General features: G+C 55.3%; 17 protein-coding genes and 1 riboswitch. Of the genes, 5 read left to right on the forward strand and 12 right to left on the reverse strand.

The window, feature by feature from the left end; all coding sequences use genetic code 11:
• Positions 1 to 30: 30 nt before the first annotated feature.
• Positions 31 to 987, reverse strand: coding sequence for an NAD(P)-dependent oxidoreductase (locus ACW17M_RS10595; protein ID WP_027959869.1), 957 nt, complete (start codon positions 985 to 987; stop codon positions 31 to 33).
• Positions 988 to 1,200: 213 nt separating this feature from the next.
• Positions 1,201 to 1,363, forward strand: a riboswitch (TPP riboswitch).
• Positions 1,364 to 1,451: 88 nt separating this feature from the next.
• Between ACW17M_RS10595 and tenA the strand changes: the two genes are divergently transcribed.
• From tenA to ACW17M_RS10610, 3 genes are all read left to right on the forward strand, one after another.
• Positions 1,452 to 2,135: a thiaminase II gene (gene tenA / locus ACW17M_RS10600; RefSeq protein WP_009287211.1), complete on the forward strand. Its 684-nt coding sequence runs from the start codon at positions 1,452 to 1,454 to the stop codon at positions 2,133 to 2,135.
• A gap of 31 nt (positions 2,136 to 2,166) precedes the next feature.
• Positions 2,167 to 4,071 carry a phosphomethylpyrimidine synthase ThiC gene (gene thiC, locus ACW17M_RS10605; RefSeq protein WP_457547358.1) on the forward strand — a complete coding sequence of 635 codons (1,905 nt, stop codon included), beginning with the start codon at positions 2,167 to 2,169 and terminating at the stop codon, positions 4,069 to 4,071.
• 240 nt (positions 4,072 to 4,311) lie between these two features.
• Positions 4,312 to 6,021: a hypothetical protein gene (locus ACW17M_RS10610; protein ID WP_027959870.1), complete on the forward strand. Its 1,710-nt coding sequence runs from the start codon at positions 4,312 to 4,314 to the stop codon at positions 6,019 to 6,021.
• Between the two features lie 135 nt (positions 6,022 to 6,156).
• On the opposite strand, the gene ACW17M_RS10615 is transcribed toward ACW17M_RS10610, so the two are convergent.
• From ACW17M_RS10615 to ACW17M_RS10635, 5 genes are all read right to left on the reverse strand, one after another.
• Positions 6,157 to 6,342: a CsbD family protein gene (locus ACW17M_RS10615; protein ID WP_027959871.1), complete on the reverse strand. Its 186-nt coding sequence runs from the start codon at positions 6,340 to 6,342 to the stop codon at positions 6,157 to 6,159.
• A 123-nt stretch (positions 6,343 to 6,465) separates the two neighbouring features.
• Positions 6,466 to 7,590 (reverse strand): DUF2955 domain-containing protein, encoded by a 1,125-nt coding sequence (locus tag ACW17M_RS10620; RefSeq protein ID WP_027959872.1) that lies wholly within the window; start codon positions 7,588 to 7,590, stop codon positions 6,466 to 6,468.
• Positions 7,580 to 8,641 (reverse strand): HlyD family secretion protein, encoded by a 1,062-nt coding sequence (locus ACW17M_RS10625; RefSeq protein ID WP_027959873.1) that lies wholly within the window; start codon positions 8,639 to 8,641, stop codon positions 7,580 to 7,582. Before ACW17M_RS10625 ends, ACW17M_RS10620 begins: the two co-directional genes overlap by 11 nt.
• Positions 8,642 to 8,875: 234 nt before the next feature.
• Positions 8,876 to 9,388 carry a porin family protein gene (locus tag ACW17M_RS10630; RefSeq protein WP_457547359.1) on the reverse strand — a complete coding sequence of 171 codons (513 nt, stop codon included), beginning with the start codon at positions 9,386 to 9,388 and terminating at the stop codon, positions 8,876 to 8,878.
• Between the two features lie 77 nt (positions 9,389 to 9,465).
• Positions 9,466 to 10,386: an EamA family transporter gene (locus ACW17M_RS10635; RefSeq protein WP_457547360.1), complete on the reverse strand. Its 921-nt coding sequence runs from the start codon at positions 10,384 to 10,386 to the stop codon at positions 9,466 to 9,468.
• A gap of 186 nt (positions 10,387 to 10,572) precedes the next feature.
• Here ACW17M_RS10635 and ACW17M_RS10640 point away from each other — a divergent pair, with 186 nt between their 5' ends.
• Together ACW17M_RS10640 and pta are read left to right on the forward strand one after the other, a co-directional pair.
• A complete protein-coding gene (locus tag ACW17M_RS10640) occupies positions 10,573 to 11,757 on the forward strand; it encodes an acetate/propionate family kinase (protein ID WP_457547361.1) in 1,185 nt (394 codons plus the stop codon).
• A complete protein-coding gene (gene pta, locus ACW17M_RS10645) occupies positions 11,754 to 13,934 on the forward strand; it encodes a phosphate acetyltransferase (RefSeq protein ID WP_009287205.1) in 2,181 nt (726 codons plus the stop codon). The genes ACW17M_RS10640 and pta overlap by 4 nt, the downstream gene beginning before the upstream one ends.
• 88 nt (positions 13,935 to 14,022) lie before the next feature.
• Here the strand turns inward: pta and cyoE are convergent, their stop codons facing one another.
• The 6 genes from cyoE to ACW17M_RS10675 all read right to left on the reverse strand — a co-directional run bounded on the left by cyoE (position 14,023) and on the right by ACW17M_RS10675 (position 19,961).
• Positions 14,023 to 14,946 carry a heme o synthase gene (gene cyoE / locus ACW17M_RS10650; RefSeq protein WP_457547362.1) on the reverse strand — a complete coding sequence of 308 codons (924 nt, stop codon included), beginning with the start codon at positions 14,944 to 14,946 and terminating at the stop codon, positions 14,023 to 14,025.
• Complete coding sequence (cyoD, locus tag ACW17M_RS10655) at positions 14,904 to 15,224, reverse strand: cytochrome o ubiquinol oxidase subunit IV (protein ID WP_022520636.1); 321 nt, start codon at positions 15,222 to 15,224, stop codon at positions 14,904 to 14,906. The genes cyoE and cyoD overlap by 43 nt, the downstream gene beginning before the upstream one ends.
• Before the next feature lies 1 nt (position 15,225).
• Positions 15,226 to 15,846: a cytochrome o ubiquinol oxidase subunit III gene (gene cyoC, locus ACW17M_RS10660; protein WP_009287203.1), complete on the reverse strand. Its 621-nt coding sequence runs from the start codon at positions 15,844 to 15,846 to the stop codon at positions 15,226 to 15,228.
• Entirely contained in the window at positions 15,846 to 17,822 is a 1,977-nt protein-coding gene (cyoB, locus tag ACW17M_RS10665; protein WP_009287202.1) for a cytochrome o ubiquinol oxidase subunit I, read from the reverse strand. The genes cyoC and cyoB overlap by 1 nt, the downstream gene beginning before the upstream one ends.
• 3 nt (positions 17,823 to 17,825) lie before the next feature.
• A complete protein-coding gene (gene cyoA, locus ACW17M_RS10670; protein ID WP_457547363.1) occupies positions 17,826 to 18,833 on the reverse strand; it encodes a ubiquinol oxidase subunit II in 1,008 nt (335 codons plus the stop codon).
• Positions 18,834 to 19,178: 345 nt separating this feature from the next.
• Entirely contained in the window at positions 19,179 to 19,961 is a 783-nt protein-coding gene (locus ACW17M_RS10675) for a DeoR/GlpR family DNA-binding transcription regulator (RefSeq protein ID WP_457547364.1), read from the reverse strand.
• Positions 19,962 to 20,046: the final 85 nt, after the last annotated feature.

Consider the following 20,046-nt stretch of genomic DNA (forward strand, 5'->3'; position numbering starts at 1 on the left):
GATTGTCATGCAACGTGGTTAGCGTTTACGTCAGTAACCGCGCGCCCGATCAACGCCCATGGCAAGCGGCTGCCCATCGCGAAGGGCGCGGGCGGTGTCGACAACCTGCCCTGCGACCACCTCTGGCAACGAATCACTGGCAATGTGTGGTGTGATGCGCAGGCACTCATGCTGCCAGAAGGGATGATCCGCAGGCAGCGGCTCTGCACGGAACACATCCAGGCTCGCCCCACCCAAATGGCCGTGTTCGAGCGCTAGGAGAAGATCGTCCTCGACCAAGTGCTCACCCCGACCGATCTGCACCAACCAAGCGTCTTTGGCGAGCTTCGCGAACAGCGCCTTGTTAAGCACGTTTTCAGTGGTAGCCGTCAGTGGCAGCACATTGATCAGATAATCGGCGCCATCCGCTGCCGCCATGACAGCCCCGTCACCTGTCAGATAGGTCACGCCTTCAACCGGCGCTTGTGGCTCGCTGCGGCAGGCTACGTGTACAGAAAAGCCAAGCGCGGCCACCGCTTTCACCACGGCGCGCCCCATGGTGCCGTGTCCCAGCACCGCCACCTTTCTTGATGCTGGCGCGCGCATCGTCAATGGCGCCCAATGCGCCTTGGCAGCATTTTGCTCCAGGGTGGTGAACTCACGCTCACGATGGAGCACCTCATGCGCGGCAAAACCCGCCATCAAGTCGGCCTGATGTGGATCCCGCACCCGGGCGATATGTACTTCATCGCTCAGGCCAGGATGCGCCAGCAGGGCATCAACACCGGCACCGATAGACATCGCCAGCTCAAGATTAGGATAGCTCTCGAAAGCCTTGTCATTGGGCAACCAGCAGATCGCAAAACGCACATCTTCGGGGTTATCGATCTCATGGGGATGGCGCAGGACGACATCACTCGCTTCATCGCGCAAGGCGTTACCATAAATGGCATCAAGGTCGAGCGAATCACTGAGATAGACGCCTAAAATCGAGTTCGTGTTGGTCATGCAACTTCCTACGGTTCACATTCGAAATAGCAGTGGCTGTAAAACAGCCACTTGTTACTCAACTGTATAATAATTCACGTACCGATGCCATGAAACGCCATTACAGCACCTAAACTCTCATCGCTGTAATGATGCTAATAAATTGTTTCCCGATAACTTTCCATGTCATACACCCTTGCATCTCCCTCACCCGCCTCCTACACTCCACCAACGAACAGCTTGACGGGGTGCCGGTGAAATCCGGCTGAGATGGCGCAGGGCGTAGCAATTAATGCTGCCGAGCGCTGATCCCGCAGAACCTGATCCGGCTAATGCGCTGCTACTTACACAAGTTCGCAGCGAGGGTACCGGCGTAGGGATCAAGCGATGGCCACGGCTGCTCTCTCACGATCGCACGCCGCCCTTCTGCGCCACTCCCTCGATCTTTTTCGCCCGCCCTCCGGATCATTACCACCGGAGGAGTCATGGGCTACCGCTTTACTGATCTCACTACCGCTTGCCAGAAAGATTGGCGCGCCTATATTGAGCACGATTTTGTGCGCCAGCTAGGCACCGCCACGCTGCCCGGGGCGTCGTTTCGCCACTATTTAAAGCAGGACTACCTGTTTTTGATTCACTTCGCCCGCGCCTATGCGCTGGCTGCCTACAAAAGCCCCACCCTCGCCGATCTTCGCCAAGCCCATGAAGGCTTGAAAGCCATTGTGGATGTGGAGCTGGGCCTGCACGTGGGCTTTTGTCAGGAGTGGGGGATTTCCGAGCAAGAACTGGAGGAGCTTCCCGAAGCCAGAGCGACGCTTGCCTACACCCGCTATGTGTTAGATACCGGCAACCGCGGCGACCTGCTGGATTTGCACGTGGCGTTGGCCCCCTGCCTGGTGGGCTACGGCGAAATCGCCAACTGGCTAAACGCCCAGCCTTCCACCCTGCGCGGCGCACAAAACCCTTACGACGCCTGGATAGCCATGTACGAAGGCGAGGAGTTTCAGGCCGCCATGCAGGCGGAGCTTGAATGGCTGAATATCCGCCTTGCCGACATTACCCCCGCCCGCTTTGCCGAACTGAGCAAGATCTTCCGCGACGCCACCCGCCTGGAAATCGACTTCTGGCAGATGGGCCTAGAGCTGATAGACCAAGACCTCACCCACTAATTCAGCAAAACAACACAAGGAAACAACCGTAATGACTAAGACCGTAACAAGCAAAACCAGCCACTTTTTAGCCGAAACCGCCCAGGTCGATGCCGCCGCCATTGCGCCGCTGTCCGGCTCACGTAAGGTATATATCGAAGGTTCGCGCCCGGATATCCGTGTGCCGTTCCGGGAAATTTCACTGTCGCCGACCAAAACCACCGGCATTGATGAAGAGAACCCGCCACTGCTGGTGTACGACACTTCAGGCCCCTATAGCGATCCGGATGCTAACAATGACCTGCGCCGCGGTCTGCCGGAACTACGCCGAGCCTGGATTGAAGAGCGTGACGATACCGAATTTCTATCAGGCCCCACGTCTGATTACGGCAACCGCCGCGCCAACGACCCGACGCTTGCCCAGCTGCGCTTTGATCTAACCCGCACACCACGCCGAGCAAAACCGGGCAAGAACGTGACCCAGCTGCACTACGCCCGCCAGGGCATTATCACCCCGGAAATGGAGTTTATCGCCTTGCGCGAAAACCAGCGCCGTCAAGCGCTAGGTACCGCTGAAGTAGAGCGCATTCTGGGCCATCAGCACAAAGGCCAGAGCTTTGGCGCCAGCCTGCCGGAAGAAATCACCCCTGAGTTTGTGCGTGATGAAGTCGCCAGAGGGCGGGCGATTATTCCCAATAACATCAACCACCCAGAAAGCGAGCCGATGATTATTGGCCGTAATTTCCTGGTCAAAATTAACGGTAATCTGGGTAACTCAGCGGTGACTTCTTCTATCGAAGAGGAGGTGGATAAGATGACCTGGGGCATCCGCTGGGGCGCGGACACCATTATGGATCTCTCCACTGGGCAGAACATCCACGAAACCCGCGAGTGGATTTTGCGCAACTCTCCGGTGCCGATTGGCACAGTGCCTATCTATCAGGCGCTGGAAAAGGTCAAAGGCGTGGCCGAAGACCTCACCTGGGAAGTCTTCCGCGATACGCTGATCGAGCAGGCCGAACAGGGCGTGGACTACTTCACCATTCACGCGGGCGTACTGCTGCGCTATGTACCGCTCACCGCCAAGCGGGTCACCGGCATTGTCAGCCGCGGCGGCTCGATCATGGCCAAATGGTGTTTGTACCATCACCAGGAGAGCTTCTTGTACACCCACTTCGAGGAGATCTGCGAGATCTGCAAGCAGTACGATGTGGCGTTCTCCCTCGGTGATGGCCTGCGTCCTGGCTCAGTGGCCGATGCCAATGACGAAGCACAGATGGCGGAGCTAAAAACCTTGGGCGAGCTGACCCATATTGCCTGGAAGCACGATGTGCAGGTGATGATCGAAGGCCCCGGCCACGTGCCCATGCACCTGGTGAAAGAGAACATGGATAAGCAGTTGGAATACTGCGACGAAGCGCCCTTCTATACCTTAGGCCCGCTGGTAACCGATATAGCCCCCGGCTACGACCACATTACCTCGGGCATTGGGGCGGCGATGATCGGCTGGTTTGGCTGCGCCATGCTCTGCTACGTCACCCCCAAAGAGCACCTGGGCCTGCCCAATAAAGACGACGTCAAAACCGGCATCATTACCTACAAGATTGCTGCCCACGCGGCGGATCTCGCCAAGGGCCACCCTGCAGCACAGCGGCGGGATAATGCACTCTCTAAGGCGCGCTTCGAGTTCCGCTGGGAAGACCAGTTCAACCTGGGGCTAGACCCGGATACTGCTCGGGAGTACCACGACGAAACCCTGCCCAAAGACTCCGCCAAGGTGGCGCACTTCTGCTCCATGTGCGGACCAAAGTTCTGCTCCATGAAGATCAGCCAGGAGGTGCGCGATTACGCCAACGAACATGGCCTAAACGGCGATCAGGAAGCGGTGATGAAAGGCATGGAAGAGCAGGCAGAGAAGTTCCGCAACAAAGGCAGTGAGCTGTATCAGGAAGTTTAAAATAGCGACTTACTGAACAGCATTGTGACTATATGTGGCCCTTGAGTCTTAGCAAAACTCAAGGGTCACATTAATATCCAATCGCCACAGGCCAGCCACTGAATTTGTTCTAACAATATTAAAAGTAATTACCGTCCAAGTAGATTAATTATACATTGCTCGTGTATGATTCTCATTTGCGCAGCGCTCTGTTCATAGCGTTTTATTTAAAACCAACACCATTCAAAGAACCGATTCCAGATGAAAACCAAACTTTCCTTGGCGGTAACCGCGGCTCTGCTCAGCGCAGGCATGTTAACCGGCTGCAGCGATGATAACGAATCAACGTCAGCAGCCACACAGGAGGAAGCGCCGAAAAATAATGCAGCTCCCATGCTGAAATATATTCCGGCTGACTCTCCCTACTTCATGGCAACACGTGAAGCAATGCCTGAACAAGATGCTTTTGATCGTTATCAACGCATGCAACCCAAGGCTAGCATTGAGTCTAGTTTGGATGAGCTACGCGAGACACTGCCCGAGATAGACGATGAAGTGATGTATTCGTTGATGACGGTATTGATCGCCATGAGTGAAGAACTGGTCGATGTTGAAACACTGGACGATGTCCATGCGCTAGGCCTGAAAATGAACCCTCAGGCCGCCCTCTATGGGTTGGGTGTCTTGCCTGTTTTACGTATGCAACTGCAGGATGAAGATGCCTTCCGCGAAACGCTGCAACGCATTTTGACCAAAGCAGACATTAACCTGAGCACGGCCACCACCAACGGCACTGAATACTGGGTGCTGACGCCTGAGGGGCCCGTCAAGGCGATTCTAGCCATTGACGACCAGCAACTGCTGGTGTCTGTGGTACCACAGAATGCTAGTGACGAGCTGCTAGCACAAGTGCTGGGCAACACCCTGCCCGACAGCAGCATCGGTGATACCGATGCACTGGCAGAGCTTGAAAAGCGCCATGGCTTTACACCTTACGGCGCGGGGAAAATCGACTCCTCACGCCTACTTAATGAGCTGAGCACCCCCACTCACTCAGGTACTCAGGCACTGATGGAAGCGGTTGATGCCGAGCAATTGGATTTATCCGCCTGCCAGGCAGATATCGACCGTATCACGAACCGCTTCCCTGGCCTTGTAATGGGCTCGCGCGAGAACGATCTTGACCGCATGGAAATGAACCTGATTCTAGAAACCGATGAGGATATTGTCAGCGACCTGCGCACTCTGACGACTCAGGTGCCGGGCCTAGGTAGCACAGAAGGTATGGCCAGCTATGGCTTAGGTCTGAACATGCCGCTGTTGGTTCAGACCGTTCAGAAATATGCTCAGGAAGTGCGCCAGAACCCCTTCAGCTGTGATGAACTACAAGATCTGAACAGCTCCTGGAATGAGATCAACATGGCGATTAATAACCCGATCACCATGATGATTGGTCAGTCACTATCTGGCTTCAGAGCTCGTATCAACAGTCTGACAATGACAGACGGCGAACCTACCATGACGGGGCTCCTGACGCTTGCTTCACAAAATCCTCTTTCCCTGCTTTCTGCCGCAAGCTCTTTCGCGCCGGAGTTAGGGACTCTAGGGCTTGAACCCGGTGGGGAAGCCAAGCAAGTCGAGAGCATGATGCTGCCCCCTGAGGCACCGGAACTCTACGCCGCCATGTCTGACACGGCTATTGTACTGGGCGCTGGTATCAGTGATTCGGCGACACTGCAGAAAGAGCTGGAAGCCCCTGCCTCAGAGCGCAATCTGCTTGTTCATGGACACATAACAGGCGAGTTCTACCATTCACTGGCAGACTTTGTGGAACAGATACCATCAGATGATTTGTCAGCGTCCGATATTGATATGCTCAAGCAATATGGTGACATCTACAAAAACATGGAGTACTGGTTCAGAGTAGATGACGCTGGCGTGGAAATGAGTTTATCGCTGGAATTAAACTAAGATCAGGCCGCTTCAATAATGCGAAAAACCTGCTAGTGGGTTAGCGGTTTTTTCGTTTGAGCAAGACAACTGTTTAAAACCACTTAAACGCCAACAGGGGGCCGAAGCCCCCCTGTTGGTATCAGTGTTACATAACTAGCGCTGTTTTTTCTGGCTCTCCTTGGCGTCGCCTTTGCCTTTTTGCAGTTCGCCTTTAGCCTGCTGGGCCTTACCTTTGGCTTCAGTTTTAGCGCTTCCTGTTGCCTTGCCCGTGGCTTCTTTCACTTTTCCCGCTGCTTTGTTGGCCGTTCCTTTCGCTTTATCTTCTTTACCAGTTGCCATGACGAACACCTCTAATCCGTTAGTAGGGAAAACGCCGTGTGTGAAAGGTGCGAGTAGCACGGCTAATCACACGTCGACACATTCATCAGAGTAGCCTTTATTAAAAAAGTTGCGCTAATTAATTTAGGCCGGGTTGTTGGCGGGTAACCGCGTTGGTGCCCAGCGGTTCAACACGAAGTGCAGGGAAGCCATAGCCAGAAGCGTAAGAACCAGTGCCACACTCATGGAAGAGAAGCGATAGAGCGCGCTATACACCAGATCCTGATGCGGGCCTAACGACTGACCAAACAGAATCCCCAGAGTGGTCAGTCCACCAAAGCCAATCCCTGAACCGCCCCCTTCATGGATATGCTCTCGAGCGAAAAGCATTAACCCCAGCCAGTAGAGCAACACCACCAGCAGGAAATGGTGGCTCTGAGTATATAAGAATAACTGCATTAATAGAGCCAAGTTGCACCCTAGTAGGGTTCCTATGGCTCGCTTACCGGCTGATACTTTCGCTCCAGAGTACCCCAGCGTAAACAGCACCAGGATGGTCGCCATCTGCGCAGAGAGCGACCCTTGCAAGTCGAACATCTGAAACACTACAAATGAGAGCGTGGCGGTTAATCCACCGATTAAAGTTTCATGGCGAATTTGCGAGGGTGTTTTGGTAACCCTGGGCGGCGGTTTGCGGGCTTCCACGTCGGGAAACAGCGTATGCATCAGCATGGCAATAAACACCGCCAAACCACTGGCGACGAGATTACAGGCCAGTAAATCGCTCAAGTCCACATTGGGGTAGCTGGCGAAGTGAAGCAGAATGCTGAGCGTCAGCACACCGTTGGCGCCAAACAGAAACAGCGGCCCTTTCGCCATCAGGTTAAAGCGAAACAGAAAAATGCCCATCACCACCAGGGTCATCACCACCGGTATATGTTTGAGTAACCCCACCACCAGGCTGACTTCAAGCACGTTAAGCGATACGTTGGCTAAAAACTGGCGAATAATATGGCCATTCAGAATCGGCACCATGCCCAGCAAGAACATCGGGAAAACAGTAAAAAACACCCCGTAGTTCCAGCCCATTAGCTGGCTGACCACAAACCCCAGCGTGCCACCACCGGCCACCCGCAAGCACTGACGCAGGCCGTTTTGGGTTAACACCGGGCGAGCAGTTCCCTTGGCATTAGCCCAGTCACGCTTCCCCCACCAACCTTTAAACGGGGTCAACAACAGGCGCTTAATATACGGGCTCTTAATAAACATAGTGCAACCAGCTGATCAGATGTGCCTGTAACCACACAAATGGTTTGGCCAAAGCAGCATCTCCTGGCTGAAGCTGCACCGTGGCGCGGGCGCCGCTGGGTAATAAATTCGCGATTGGCTGAGTTAGCACCAGGTGTACACGCATCCGCTGGGCATCGCGTATCCAGCGATCGGTGGTGGGAATATCAGCCAGTTGACCATCGGCAGACAACTGTCCTTCACGAACACCGGCATCCATGGCGAGCACTTGCGCATCAAATACCTGGCCTGGCCAAGCATCAAACACTACTTGCGCTGCGTCACCAGGTGCCGCATGGCGCAGGCTCTTTTCGCGAAAATCGGCAATGACATCTATCGCATCCGCCACTACTGCTACCGCTGGCTGCCCCGCCTGAACGTAGTCGCCTACATCTAGCTGCAGGTTGGAAACACTTCCGGCTTGCGCGGCGCGCACCTGGGTATGAGCAAGATCCAACTGCGCCTTGGAAAGCGCATTGTCTGCTTGGCGCAAACGCAGATTCGTCTCACCGGCCTCGCCCAGTTGCACTTCCAGGCTGACGATTTTAGCCCTGGCTGCCGCCACACTGGCCTGTGCGGTACGCTCAGCAGCCACCTGCTGTTCGTACTGTTGGCGCGATACGCTCTGCTGCGCCACAAGGGTTTCAGCACGCTGAAGTTCTCCCCGACGCTCGGCAGCCGTTGCCTCAGCGGACGCCAGCTCCGCTTGGGCAGAGGTAAGCTCTGCTTCCAACCGGGCATTCTCCCGCTTGGCCTGTTCGCGATTAAGCTGCGCCTGCTCAACGGCTAATCGAAACGGCGCAGGGTCGATCTGAAACAGCACATCGCCTTTTGCTACATGCTGGTGATTACTGACCAGCACCTCACTCACTGGGCCGCTGAGTTCGGGCGCTATTCGCGTGACCGGCCGCATCACCCTCGCCTCGGGCGTCATGGGCATAAAGCTATCGGCCACCAGAAAATAGATAAAAAGCAGTACAAAGGTAGCAAGGGCTACCCTCACCCATCGGGCAAATATTTGATCGGGGGTCATGCAGAGCTCACTTGTTAGCCACCAGGAAACCACCTGGCCAGCGCCTCTCAACGGGCGCGCATCGTGTAGGGAATCGCATAGGGGGCTTTAGTCTAACAACTAATTAGCGCGCTAACAATATACCTATGTCTATCTACTGCTACATAAACGCTCTCTACAAGCCTATAAAACAAAAAACCCCATGGCATAAAGGCCATGGGGTTTAGTCATTCGCTACGCTGTTACGCTAAGGATTTAGAACCGGTAACGTAAACCTACGCTTGCAGCATCAAAGGAGTAAGCTGATTTATCCAGATAGCGCATATAGTCCGCGCTGAGGGAGAGGTTTCTGGCCACATCCATCTCAGCGCCTGCGCCGTAGGAAAAGTCGCTTTCGCTGTCGCCGCGGTCAAACTCTACTTCCGTAAAACCGGCTAAGCCATACAGACGTACTTCAGGTGCTATGGGAATAATCCCTTTAGCATAAGCACCCGCTATATAGTCTAACTCGGCACCACCGTCGGAACCGCCCGTACCTAAATGACCTTCAATGCCAAAGTAGTCATTGAACTGGGCGCCACCGCGCAGGCGTAAGCCTACGTCATCACGGGACGAGCCTCTATCTGGATCCAGGCTCCAGAACATGGCATCAGCGCCCAGGTAAGCCTGCGGATTACCGAAAGTCTGTTGTGCTTGAGCAGTGGTTGCAAATGCGCCTGCACCAACCAGGAGTACCGCCGATGTAAGTGACAACATGGACATCTTCATAGCTTGCACCTCAGTTAAAAAACAGTGTTTCCTTACACACTTGTATTGTGATTCATAACTATGAAGAACGCAAACATTTACCGCCCCTTGGATAAGCTCAGCACGACAATACCGCCAACGACGACTGCACCACCTACCAACTGGCCGGGGCTAAGCATTTGCCCCAATACGAAGTAGCCCAGTACCAGGGAGGCGACCGGCTCGATATTCATCACCGGTGCGTTGCGTGCCATATCGAGTCGCGGTACAAAAATAAACAGCGTCGAAAACGCCGAACCATACAACAGACCAAGCAGCGTCAGCCCTAGCCAGCCGGTACTGTTATCCGGCAGGCTCATCCCCCCTGGCACTACACCGGCGATGCCGCCAATGATCATGACAATAAACACGGTCTGCATGGTCAACAGGCTGCGCAGGGTGCTGCCCACTCCTGCAAGGCGGTGCTCGGTAACCCACAGCGCGCAAGCAAATACGAAGGCCGCCATTATTCCAAAACCAATGCCTGCTATCCAACCCGGTCCCATGCCATCGGCGCTGGCAATCCATGAGGGAATATCCAGCACTACCAGTAAGCCGATTAAAATCGTGCCCATGATCAGACAGCTACGCAGAGTAGGGCGCGGGCCGCCCAACGCCCAACTGAGCAGCGCCAGCTGAATAGGAAAGGTATTGACCAATAGCAGTGCGATCACCACAGGCAGCCTGGCCACCGCCGAGTAGAGGCTAACGCTTTGGATCGCAATCAGTAGCCCCACGGTAAGTTGCCACGGCCAAGAGCCTGCGGGCAGCCACAAGCGCTTTTTCTGCACGATGACTAGCGCCACTAAAATCAGGCAGGCAACCCCCGAGCGGGTTAATACCGCCAGTAACAGACCGGTGCCATTATCAAACGCCAGCCGAGCTGAAACGTGATTGGCGGCGAACATGGTGGCCACGGTCATCATTAACAGAATGGCCAAATGGCGCGGTAGTAGTTTCGGCAAAGAGGACGCTGACATAAGAACGGTACGGCTCGTTATAGGGGTGAAGGTGTAAGATGGCGAGTAGCCAGGTAGGCAAAGATCCCAGCATGCCAAGCTTTTGCCTAGAAGGCTAACGAAAGCCTGACGCTGCTTTTGCGCGCTGCAACATGTTAAACTAAAGTCTACCCCTTTGCTCAATAACCTCCTAGCGAAAAGGTTTTTATGAACGCACCGGTGCTGGTCATTAACTGCGGTTCCTCCTCTATTAAATACGCGTTGATTGATTCCGACCCTCAGGCACCGCGACTTGAGGGCATAGCGGAACGCTTGGGTAGCGAGGATGCATGCCTCAAGGGCAAAAACAGCGCCGGTGATCGTTTCAGCCAACCACTTCCTGGCGCTGACCACACCCAAGCACTTAACGCGATCCTTGAGCGTATGGAGGGCCGATTACCAGCGGCGGTGGGCCATCGCATCGTGCATGGCGGCGAGCACTTCACCCAGGCCGCACTCATCGACGCTAGCGTCATTGCGGCTATCCAAACCACCGCAGCGCTTGCCCCCCTTCATAACCCAGCAAATTTAGCAGGTATTGCGGCGACCCAAGACGTCTTTCCAGACCTGCCCCAAGTGGCAGTGTTCGATACCGCTTTCCACCAAACCATGCCGCCGCGTGCTTACCGTTACGCTCTGCCAGAAAGCCTCTACGCTGAGCATGGCATTCGCCGCTATGGCTTTCATGGCACCAGCCACGCTTATGTTAGCCAGCGGGCGGGCGAACTGAGTAGCCGTGGCACAGGCGGCTGGCTGACTGCCCACCTGGGCAATGGCTGTTCCACCAGCGCGGTTTGGAACAATCAAAGCCAGGATACCAGCATGGGCCTTACTCCACTGGAAGGCTTGGTGATGGGCACCCGCAGTGGCGACGTTGACCCTGGCCTGCACGCCCACCTGCACCGCCAACTGGGCTGGTCGTTAGACAAAATCGACGACGTGCTCAATAAAGAGAGCGGCCTACTGGGCCTTTCAGGCTTAACCAACGACATGCGCGAAATCGAGGAGGCTGCTAAACAAGGGCACGCCACCGCACAGCTGGCGGTAGAGGTATTCTGCTACCGGATCGCTAAATCTCTGGCGGGGCTCTCCTGCGCCCTGCCCCAGCTTGATGGGGTTGTTTTCACCGGCGGCATCGGCGAAAACTCGCCGATTGTACGTCGCCGTGTGCTCGCCCTATTGCCCCACTTCGGCTTTGCTCTGGATAACGACGCTAACGAAGCGACTATCCGCGGCAAAGAGGGCAAGCTGGATAGCGCCAGCCATGAAGGCCCCCAGGTGTGGGTGATCCCTACCGATGAAGAAGGCCGCATTGCCATGGAAACCCGCCACTGCCTAGAGACACGTGTATGACTCACCCCGACCAGCCACAAGCGATTCTGTTAGTGCCTACCAGCCAGGGCGTCGGGCTTACCTCCGCCTGTCTGGGGTTAATTCAAGCGCTGGATACCATCGGCCTGAAAGCCGGGTTTTTAAAGCCGTTTATGCAGAACGAGCTGAACGGCCCAGGCCTGGATCGATCCACCGCATTGGTTTCCCGGGCACTCAATCAGCGCCCGCCTTCGCCGATTTCCCAGGCACGCCTTGAGCGCTTGCTGCGCGACGACCAAATCGATGAGCTGATGGAAAATGCCGTCGAGCTCTATGAACAGGTTGTTCAACAGGCCCACCGCGATGGCAGTACCCTAGACCTAGTCGTGGTAGAGGGCGTAGTGCCCACCCAGCACACCACCTACGCCACCCAAACCAACGCCCAGCTCGCCAATGCGCTTAACGCGCGGATTATTCTTGTCGGATCCGGTGATTTAAACGAGCCCCAGGCGCTGGCCGAGCAGCTTGATATGCACGCCCGCAGCTTTGGTGGGGTTAGCTCCAGCCGCACGTTGGGCGGCATTTTGATGCGCATGAAAAATCTGCCCTACGCGCAGGAAGATGATCTTTCTGCAGCACCGGGCACCTTCAAACCGCAGTTGGAAGAGTCAGTGCTCGCTGAACTGCGCCAGTACTCCCCCGCCCTGGCGACCGATAAATTCCACCTGATTGGTGTGGTGCCTTACAGCAAAACGCTTAGCGCCCCGCGCACTCTGGATGTGGCCCGAGCGCTTAATGCCAAGTTGTTGAACGAAGGCGAGGCAGCCAGCCGTCGGGTACTCTCCACTAGCCTCTGCGCCCGCAGTGCTGCCAACGCACTGCATATTTTCACCCCGGGTAGCCTGGTAGTGGCCTCCGGTGACCGCGACGATGTGGTGCTGGCCTCAGCGCTGGCGACCATGAACGGTATTCAGCTAGCGGGCGTACTGTTGACCAACGGCTTTATGCCCAACGACAGCATGATCGAGATGTGCCGCCCCGCGCTCAAAACGGGCCTACCGGTATTGGCAGTAGAAACCGACAGCCTGACCACAGCACAGCACCTCAGCCAGCTAAGCAGCGAAATCCCTATGGACGATTTCGAGCGCGCCGAACAGGTGGCCCGTTACGTCGCAGCCCATATGGATCTTGAGTGGTTGAAAGCCCACCTGAGCAGTGGTTATACCCGCCGCCTTTCACCTTCAGCGTTTCGCCACCAGTTGGTTAAACTCGCCCAGCTGGCTAAAAAGCGCGTAGTGCTGCCGGAAGGAGATGAACCGCGCACCGTAGAAGCGGCAATAATCTGCCAGCGCCGCGGCATTGCCGACTGCGTACTGCTGGGTAAGCGCGACGATATCGAAAATGTAGCGCGCAACCGCGGCCTGACACTGCCAGAATCGCTGACGATTGTTGACCCTGAAAGCACCCGTGCGAACTATATTGGCCCGATGGTCGAGCGTCGTCGTGGCAAACTCAACGAGCTAACCGCCGAAGCGCAGTTGCAAGATAACGTGGTGCTCGGCACCATGATGCTGCAGTTAGATGAAGTCGACGGACTGGTTTCCGGCGCCGTACACACCACCGCCAACACCGTGCGGCCCGCCTTCCAGTTGATTAAAACCGCGCCGGAGTATAATCAAGTCTCGTCGATCTTCTTTATGCTGCTGCCCGAGCAGGTGGTAGTCTACGGCGACTGTGCGGTGAATCCCGACCCAGACGCTGAAACCCTGGCCGAAATCGCCCTACAAAGCGCCCGCTCCGCTGAAGCCTTCGGTATCGAGCCTCGTGTCGCCATGATCAGCTACTCCACCGGCGACTCCGGCACCGGCGCGGATGTGGATAAAGTCCGCGAAGCCACCCGGATTGCTAAAGAACGCGCGCCGCACCTGGCCATCGACGGCCCGCTACAGTACGACGCCGCTGCCATCGAGAGCGTGGGCAAGCAGAAAGCCCCCGACTCGCCGGTGGCAGGAAAAGCCACCGTGTTTGTGTTCCCTGACCTCAATACCGGCAATACCACCTACAAAGCAGTGCAGCGTAGCGCCCGCGTAGTGAGCGTTGGCCCCATGCTGCAAGGCCTAAACAAGCCAGTGAATGACCTTTCCCGGGGCGCACTGGTCGACGATATCGTTTACACCATTGCACTAACCGCCATTCAGGCCAGTCAGCGGGAAAGCTGAGTTACAGAAACTTTCCCTAGCCAATAAAAACGCCCCAAGCAGATAACTGCTTGGGGCGTTTTATTAACGGCTTAACGGTATGTGAGGGCTAAACCCACATCGGCACCATCGATTCCAGCACCATGACTAAACTCATCGCGGTGATGGTAAGGATAGAGACGCCAAACACCTTTTTGGCCCAGCGCACATCGTCGTCTAAACGGTAGCCGCGCAGCGCCAAGTAGAGCCAATAGCCGCCCATGGTCAGCGCCACGCACAGATATCCCGCGCCCGCTTGGCTGGCCAGCCCTAGCGCCAACGAGGCGGGTATAAACGCCACGATGTAGCCCAGGATATGGTGTTTTGCCATTTTCACTCCGCGCACCACCGGCAGTACCGGAATCGACGCGCGGCGGTAATCAGCGTAGCGGAAGATCGCAATCGCATAGGAGTGCGGCATCTGCCACAGGCAGAAAATCACCAGCAGCATAATGGCACCGCTGTCGAACTGCCCCGTGACTGCGCAGTAGCCTACCACCGGCGGCATGGCGCCGGAGAGGCTGCCTACCAAGGTGCCGTACTCCGAGCGGCGCTTCATATAGAGGCTATAAAGCCCCACATACACGCCCCAGCCAATCACCGCCAAGGCAACGGTTAGCCCGTTGGTGCCCAGCGCCAGGCACACCACCCCCGATACACCCAGCAGCGCCGAAACGCCCAGCGCTTGAGTGATAGAGATGCTGCCTCTGACCAGGGGGCGATGGCGCGTACGCGCCATCAATGCATCAATATCGCGGTCAATAACGTTGTTACACGCACAGCCCGACGCGATGATTAACGCAATCCCCACCATGACCGAGACAAAGCTGAGCCACTCGAACTGCCCCTGGGCGGCGAGAAAATAGCCCCCCAGGGTGGCAATCAGGTTGCCGCCGATAATGCCCGGCTTGGTCAGCTCGAACAGATCCCGCCAGCGGCTGGGCGCTGAGATTAGCCGATCATCATGTTGAGATGCAGATGCTGCATGATCCACAGCGAGCCTCCTACCACTAGGACGAGAATCGTCAGTGTGAAGACGAAGGACATCAGATTCCAGCCTTCGTCGGCTTTGGTACTCATATGCATAAACATGACCAGTTGCACCAGTATCTGCAACACTGCGGTCACGGCTATCACAATCACGGTAGCCAATACGCTAAAAGCGCCACTCATCACCACCGCAAAAGGGATAATGGTCAGTATCAGCGACAATACCAGTCCTGTCACATACGACTTAACGCTGCCATGGGCATTGGTTGAACTTGCACTCATCTCACAACACTCCCATCAGATAGACGAATGAGAAGACACAGATCCAGACAATATCGAGGAAGTGCCAGAACAGGCTTAGGCACAAAATCCTCGGCCGGGTCATATCGTTCAACCCTTTGGTGTAAAGCTGTACCAACATCACCAAAATCCAGATCATGCCAAACGTAACGTGCAACCCGTGAGTACCGACTAGGGTAAAGAAGGCCGATAAAAAGCCGCTACGGTCCGGACCGTACCCTTCATGGATCAGATGCTGGAATTCATAGACTTCCATCCCCAGGAAGCACAAGCCCAGTAGAAAGGTAATAATCAGCCACACTTTCACTTGGCCAACACGGTTGGCATGCATTGCCAAAACGCCCATACCGAAGGTGAAACTACTGATCAGCAGTGCAAAGGTTCCGAAAAGGATCAAAGGTAATTCAAAGATATCAGCGCCAGTTGGCCCACCCGCCGTGCCCTTCATCAGCACGGCGTAAGTGGCGAACAGTGACCCGAAGATCACCAAATCGCTCATTAAGTAGACCCAGAAACCAAACAATTTCGTGCCCGAGGCATCGTGATGCTCTTCTTCGTGCTCTACCGGGTGGTGCGAGCTATGATTTAGCGTATCAGTCGACATTACGCTTGCGCCTCCACGCGTTGTTGATGCTCACGTTCGATTCGCTCAACTTCAGCAGCGGGAACGTAGTAGTCGATATCGTCGTTAAATACCCGTGCCATAAAGCTGATGAATACACCCACGGCGCCGACGCCAGCTAACCACCAGATATGCCACACCAGGGCGAAACCGATGACCAGCGCAAAGAAGCTGATAACTGGCCCGGCCACGGTATTACGCGGCATATGAATATCGGTATAGGGGGCTTCTTCAAGCTGCTCTTCGCTACGCTGCTTTTGCGACCAGAAGCTGTCGATATCGCCCACTTCCGGCAGACGTGCAAAGTTGTAGAACGGCGCTGGAGAAGAGGTTGACCACTCCAAGGTGCGGCCATTCCAGGGGTCGCCGGTGACATCAGCGTTCTGTTTGCGGTCGCGAATACTCACCCAGAACTGGATGATGGTGCAGACAATGCCCAGCATAATGATTACCGCGCCTACCCAAGCCAGAATCATCCACGGCTGCCATTCGGGGTTGGCGTAGGACTGCATGCGGCGCACGGCACCAAAGAAGGCCAGTACGTAAAGCGGCATAAAGGCGACGTAGAAGCCGATAAACCAGCACCAGAACGAACGCTTGCCCCACTTTTCGTTCAAAGTGAAACCGAACGCTTTGGGGAACCAATAGGTAAGCCCCGCCATCATGCCGAACACCACGCCGCCGATAATAACGTTGTGGAAGTGCGCAATAACGAACAGGCTGTTATGCAACACAAAGTTAGCTGCGGGCACCGCCAGCATAACGCCGGTCATACCGCCTAGGGTAAAGGTGATAATAAAGCCCAGCGTCCATAGCACCGGCGAAGTGAGTTCCAGGCTGCCGCGGAACATGGTGAACAGCCAGTTGAACACTTTCACCCCGGTAGGAATGGCGATGATCATTGTCATAATGCCGAAGAAGGCGTTGACGTTGGCGCCCGCCCCCATGGTGAAAAAGTGGTGCAACCAAACCACAAACGAGAGCAAGGTGATCGAAATGGTCGCCCACACCATGGTGGCGTAGCCGAACAGCCGCTTACGGGCAAAGGTCGCAATCACTTCAGAGAACACGCCGAAGGCTGGCAGAATCAGGATATAAACTTCCGGGTGGCCCCAGGCCCAGATGAGATTGACGTACATCATCATGTTGCCGCCAAAATCATTGGTAAAGAAGTGCATACCCAAATAGCGATCCAGCGTTAGCAGCGCGATGGTCGCGGTCAAAATTGGGAAGGAAGCAATGATCAGCACGTTGGCGCACAGCGAGGTCCAGGTGAAGATCGGCATGCGGAACATCGTCATGCCTTTGGTGCGCATTTTAATGATGGTCACGAAAAAGTTAATACCGGTCAGCGTGGTGCCTATACCGGATATCTGCAACGCCCATATCCAGTAGTCGACCCCCACCCCGGGACTAAACTCGATCCCCGATAACGGCGCGTAAGCGAGCCAGCCGGTTTTGGCGAATTCGCCCACCACCAGCGAGATATTGACCAGTATCGCGGAGACCGCAAACAGCCAAAAGCTTAAGTTATTCAGGAAAGGGAAAGCTACGTCGCGGGCACCAATTTGCAGCGGCACCACCAGGTTCATCAAGCCGATGACCATGGGCATGGCGACAAAGAAGATCATAATCACGCCGTGGGCGGTAAATATCTGGTCGTAGTGTTCGGGGGGTAAATAGCCCGCTGCATCCCCGGCGGCCATCGCCAGCTGGGTGCGCATCATTATCGCATCCGAGAAGCCGCGCAGCAGCATCACCAGAGCGACGATGAAATACATAATGCCGAGCTTTTTATGGTCAACGGAGGTAAACCACTCGTTCCACAGCCAGCCCCACTTACGGTAATAGGTGATTAAACCAAACAGTGCGATCCCACCAATGGCCATAAAGGCCGCGACGACCATGATGATCGGCTCGTGGTAGGGAATTGACTCTAACGTGAGTTTTCCAAACACGGCTTAACCTCCCACTTCTACGCTAGAGGAGTGGCTGCGCATGGCATTATCCTGACTAGCATGGTTGTTAGTGACATGACCTGATTCGGCCGCGTGATCGGCAGTCTTCTCATTTTCGCCATCGTGGGAGTCAGCATGATCGCCGTCCATCTGATGCTCGCCGCCGGTATGGAAGCTTCGTAAGATGCTTTCATACAGCGATGGTGAAATGGCTGAGAAGTACTCAACCGGATTCGATTCGCTAGGTTCCGCCAACGCTTCATAACCTTCTGGGTAGGTCAGCGTTTGTGGAGCAGCGCGTACCGTTTCCACCCAGGCGTCAAAATCCTCGGGGTTGGTCACCTTGGCTTCAAAGGTCATGCCAGAGAAGCCCGCGCCACTGTAGTTGGTGGAACGACCAGGGTAGCTACCAATTTCATCGGCGATGAGATGGACATCGTTATCCATGCCCGCCATGGCATAAATCTGGCTGCCAAGATGGGGGATAAAGAAAGCGTTCATCACTGAGCCTGAGCTGACCCTAAAGCGCACCGGTGTATCTACCGGAAAGGCCACTTCGTTAACACTGGCAATACCCTGCTCGGGGTAGATAAACAGCCACTTCCAATCAAGCGCCACCGCCTGTATTTCGATCGGCGCCACATCGCTTTCCAGCGGTTTGTGGGGATCAAGGCTATGGGAGGTCTTCCAGGTCAACAGGGCGAGCACCGCGATAATCGCACAGGGCACGATCCACACCACCGCTTCAATCACGTTGGAGTGCGCCCAATCAGGCGTGTATTTAGCCAGGCTATTACTACGCCGGTAACGCCAGCCAAACAGCAGCGTCATGACAATCACAGGAATAACTACAATCAACATTAGGCCAAAGGCGGTCAGAATCAGTGTGCGCTGCTCAGCGCCAATCTGGCCTTTTGGGTCTAGCAGCGCTGAACTACAGCCTGCTAGAAACAGACACAGCGCAAGGAGCACTAGCGTGCCTCGTCTGCGCCAAAGTGAGCGTCGTTGCATGGTGTGATCTCGTCAGAGGTTGTTTAAAACACTAGCTAGCCATGTCGCCCTTCTACATAGCAGGCTAACTACCACCCCATACTCTTCCCAAAACATGCTCTGCATGGCGCTCTTGAAAACGTGCTAGGAAAACGCTCTCAAGGACAGTGCACACGTGACGCTGGGCGCCATTGCTCCGGGAAAAATATGCGTCGCCGGATGGGAATTGGCGACGAGCCTCGCCGGCCTAAGCACTAAAGGCTTAAGCAGTTAAGACTAAAGTATTTTCTATTGATCGAGATCATGAAAGAAGTGGCGCATTGCCGCACCCCAGGTATTGACTGGGATGAGCAAGGGGGAAATCGCTTACGCCACTGTGACGGTGGGGACCACTATCTCAGGTACAACGCGGCCATTTTCTTTAAGCAACTGCGGGGCTCCCTCTTCGTCGGTAACCACCACATCAAAATCGTCCAGAGCAGCGAAATAGGCCGGGCGAACTACGCTGAACTTACTGGCATCTACCACCAACAGGCGCTGCATAGCGGTGGCAATGGCAGCCTGTTTAGGCGCCACTTCGTGAAAGTGAAAGCAGCTAACACCACGCTCTAAATCCACCCCTGCAGCGGAGATCAGTGCCTTATTAATGCCTAACCGCTCGATAGCAGCGGTCATATTGTCACTACCAAATGACTGCGAGGTGGCATAAAACAGCCCGCCCAGTAGCACCAAGCGCACGTTGGGCAGGGCGGCAACGGCATTGGCAACATTAAGCGCATAGGTCACTACCGTCAGCTCTCGGAAATGACTTAACTGGCTCAGCAGCGGCATTAGCGTTGAGCCGCAGTCAATAAACAGCGTATCGCCCTCTTCTATGTAGGCTAGCGCCCGCTGACAAAGCCGATACTTGGCCTGGTAGTGACTAGCCTGCTGTTCGGTCAAGTCATAAATAGGCGTTACGCCAGGGTAGTTTGCCATCACTAGGCGTCCACCCAGCAGGCTAATGGCAGTGTCCTGAGTCGTCAGATCGCGACGGATGGTCATTTCGGAAACATCGCATAGCTCTGCGGCATCGCGCAGATGAAGAGTACCGCCACTGGCAAGCGCTTCCTGAAGCTTGGCAAGGCGCAGCGCACTACGGCCATTCATGGTGGGCATCTCCTGGCAAACCCCTCTTGTTGTGATTTTCGCAACGAGAGCATCGGTGTTGCGTCCATTTTCATTTCTATGCTGA

Source organism: Vreelandella sp. 2A-K22 (assembly GCF_054065485.1).

What these genes read in the sequence shown, in the direction of transcription:
- ACW17M_RS10595 (WP_027959869.1), bottom strand. Translation starts at nt 987, where the DNA reads ATGACCAACACGAACTCGATTTTAGGCGTCTATCTCAGTGATTCGCTC.
- cyoC (WP_009287203.1), bottom strand. Translation starts at nt 15,846, where the DNA reads ATGTCGACTGATACGCTAAATCATAGCTCGCACCACCCGGTAGAGCAC.
- ACW17M_RS10675 (WP_457547364.1), bottom strand. Translation starts at nt 19,961, where the DNA reads ATGAATGGCCGTAGTGCGCTGCGCCTTGCCAAGCTTCAGGAAGCGCTT.
- tenA (WP_009287211.1), top strand. Translation starts at nt 1,452, where the DNA reads ATGGGCTACCGCTTTACTGATCTCACTACCGCTTGCCAGAAAGATTGG.
- ACW17M_RS10610 (WP_027959870.1), top strand. Translation starts at nt 4,312, where the DNA reads ATGAAAACCAAACTTTCCTTGGCGGTAACCGCGGCTCTGCTCAGCGCA.
- ACW17M_RS10630 (WP_457547359.1), bottom strand. Translation starts at nt 9,388, where the DNA reads ATGAAGATGTCCATGTTGTCACTTACATCGGCGGTACTCCTGGTTGGT.
- cyoA (WP_457547363.1), bottom strand. Translation starts at nt 18,833, where the DNA reads ATGCAACGACGCTCACTTTGGCGCAGACGAGGCACGCTAGTGCTCCTT.
- ACW17M_RS10635 (WP_457547360.1), bottom strand. Translation starts at nt 10,386, where the DNA reads ATGTCAGCGTCCTCTTTGCCGAAACTACTACCGCGCCATTTGGCCATT.
- ACW17M_RS10620 (WP_027959872.1), bottom strand. Translation starts at nt 7,590, where the DNA reads ATGTTTATTAAGAGCCCGTATATTAAGCGCCTGTTGTTGACCCCGTTT.
- thiC (WP_457547358.1), top strand. Translation starts at nt 2,167, where the DNA reads ATGACTAAGACCGTAACAAGCAAAACCAGCCACTTTTTAGCCGAAACC.
- ACW17M_RS10625 (WP_027959873.1), bottom strand. Translation starts at nt 8,641, where the DNA reads ATGACCCCCGATCAAATATTTGCCCGATGGGTGAGGGTAGCCCTTGCT.
- cyoD (WP_022520636.1), bottom strand. Translation starts at nt 15,224, where the DNA reads ATGAGTGCAAGTTCAACCAATGCCCATGGCAGCGTTAAGTCGTATGTG.
- ACW17M_RS10615 (WP_027959871.1), bottom strand. Translation starts at nt 6,342, where the DNA reads ATGGCAACTGGTAAAGAAGATAAAGCGAAAGGAACGGCCAACAAAGCA.
- ACW17M_RS10640 (WP_457547361.1), top strand. Translation starts at nt 10,573, where the DNA reads ATGAACGCACCGGTGCTGGTCATTAACTGCGGTTCCTCCTCTATTAAA.
- pta (WP_009287205.1), top strand. Translation starts at nt 11,754, where the DNA reads ATGACTCACCCCGACCAGCCACAAGCGATTCTGTTAGTGCCTACCAGC.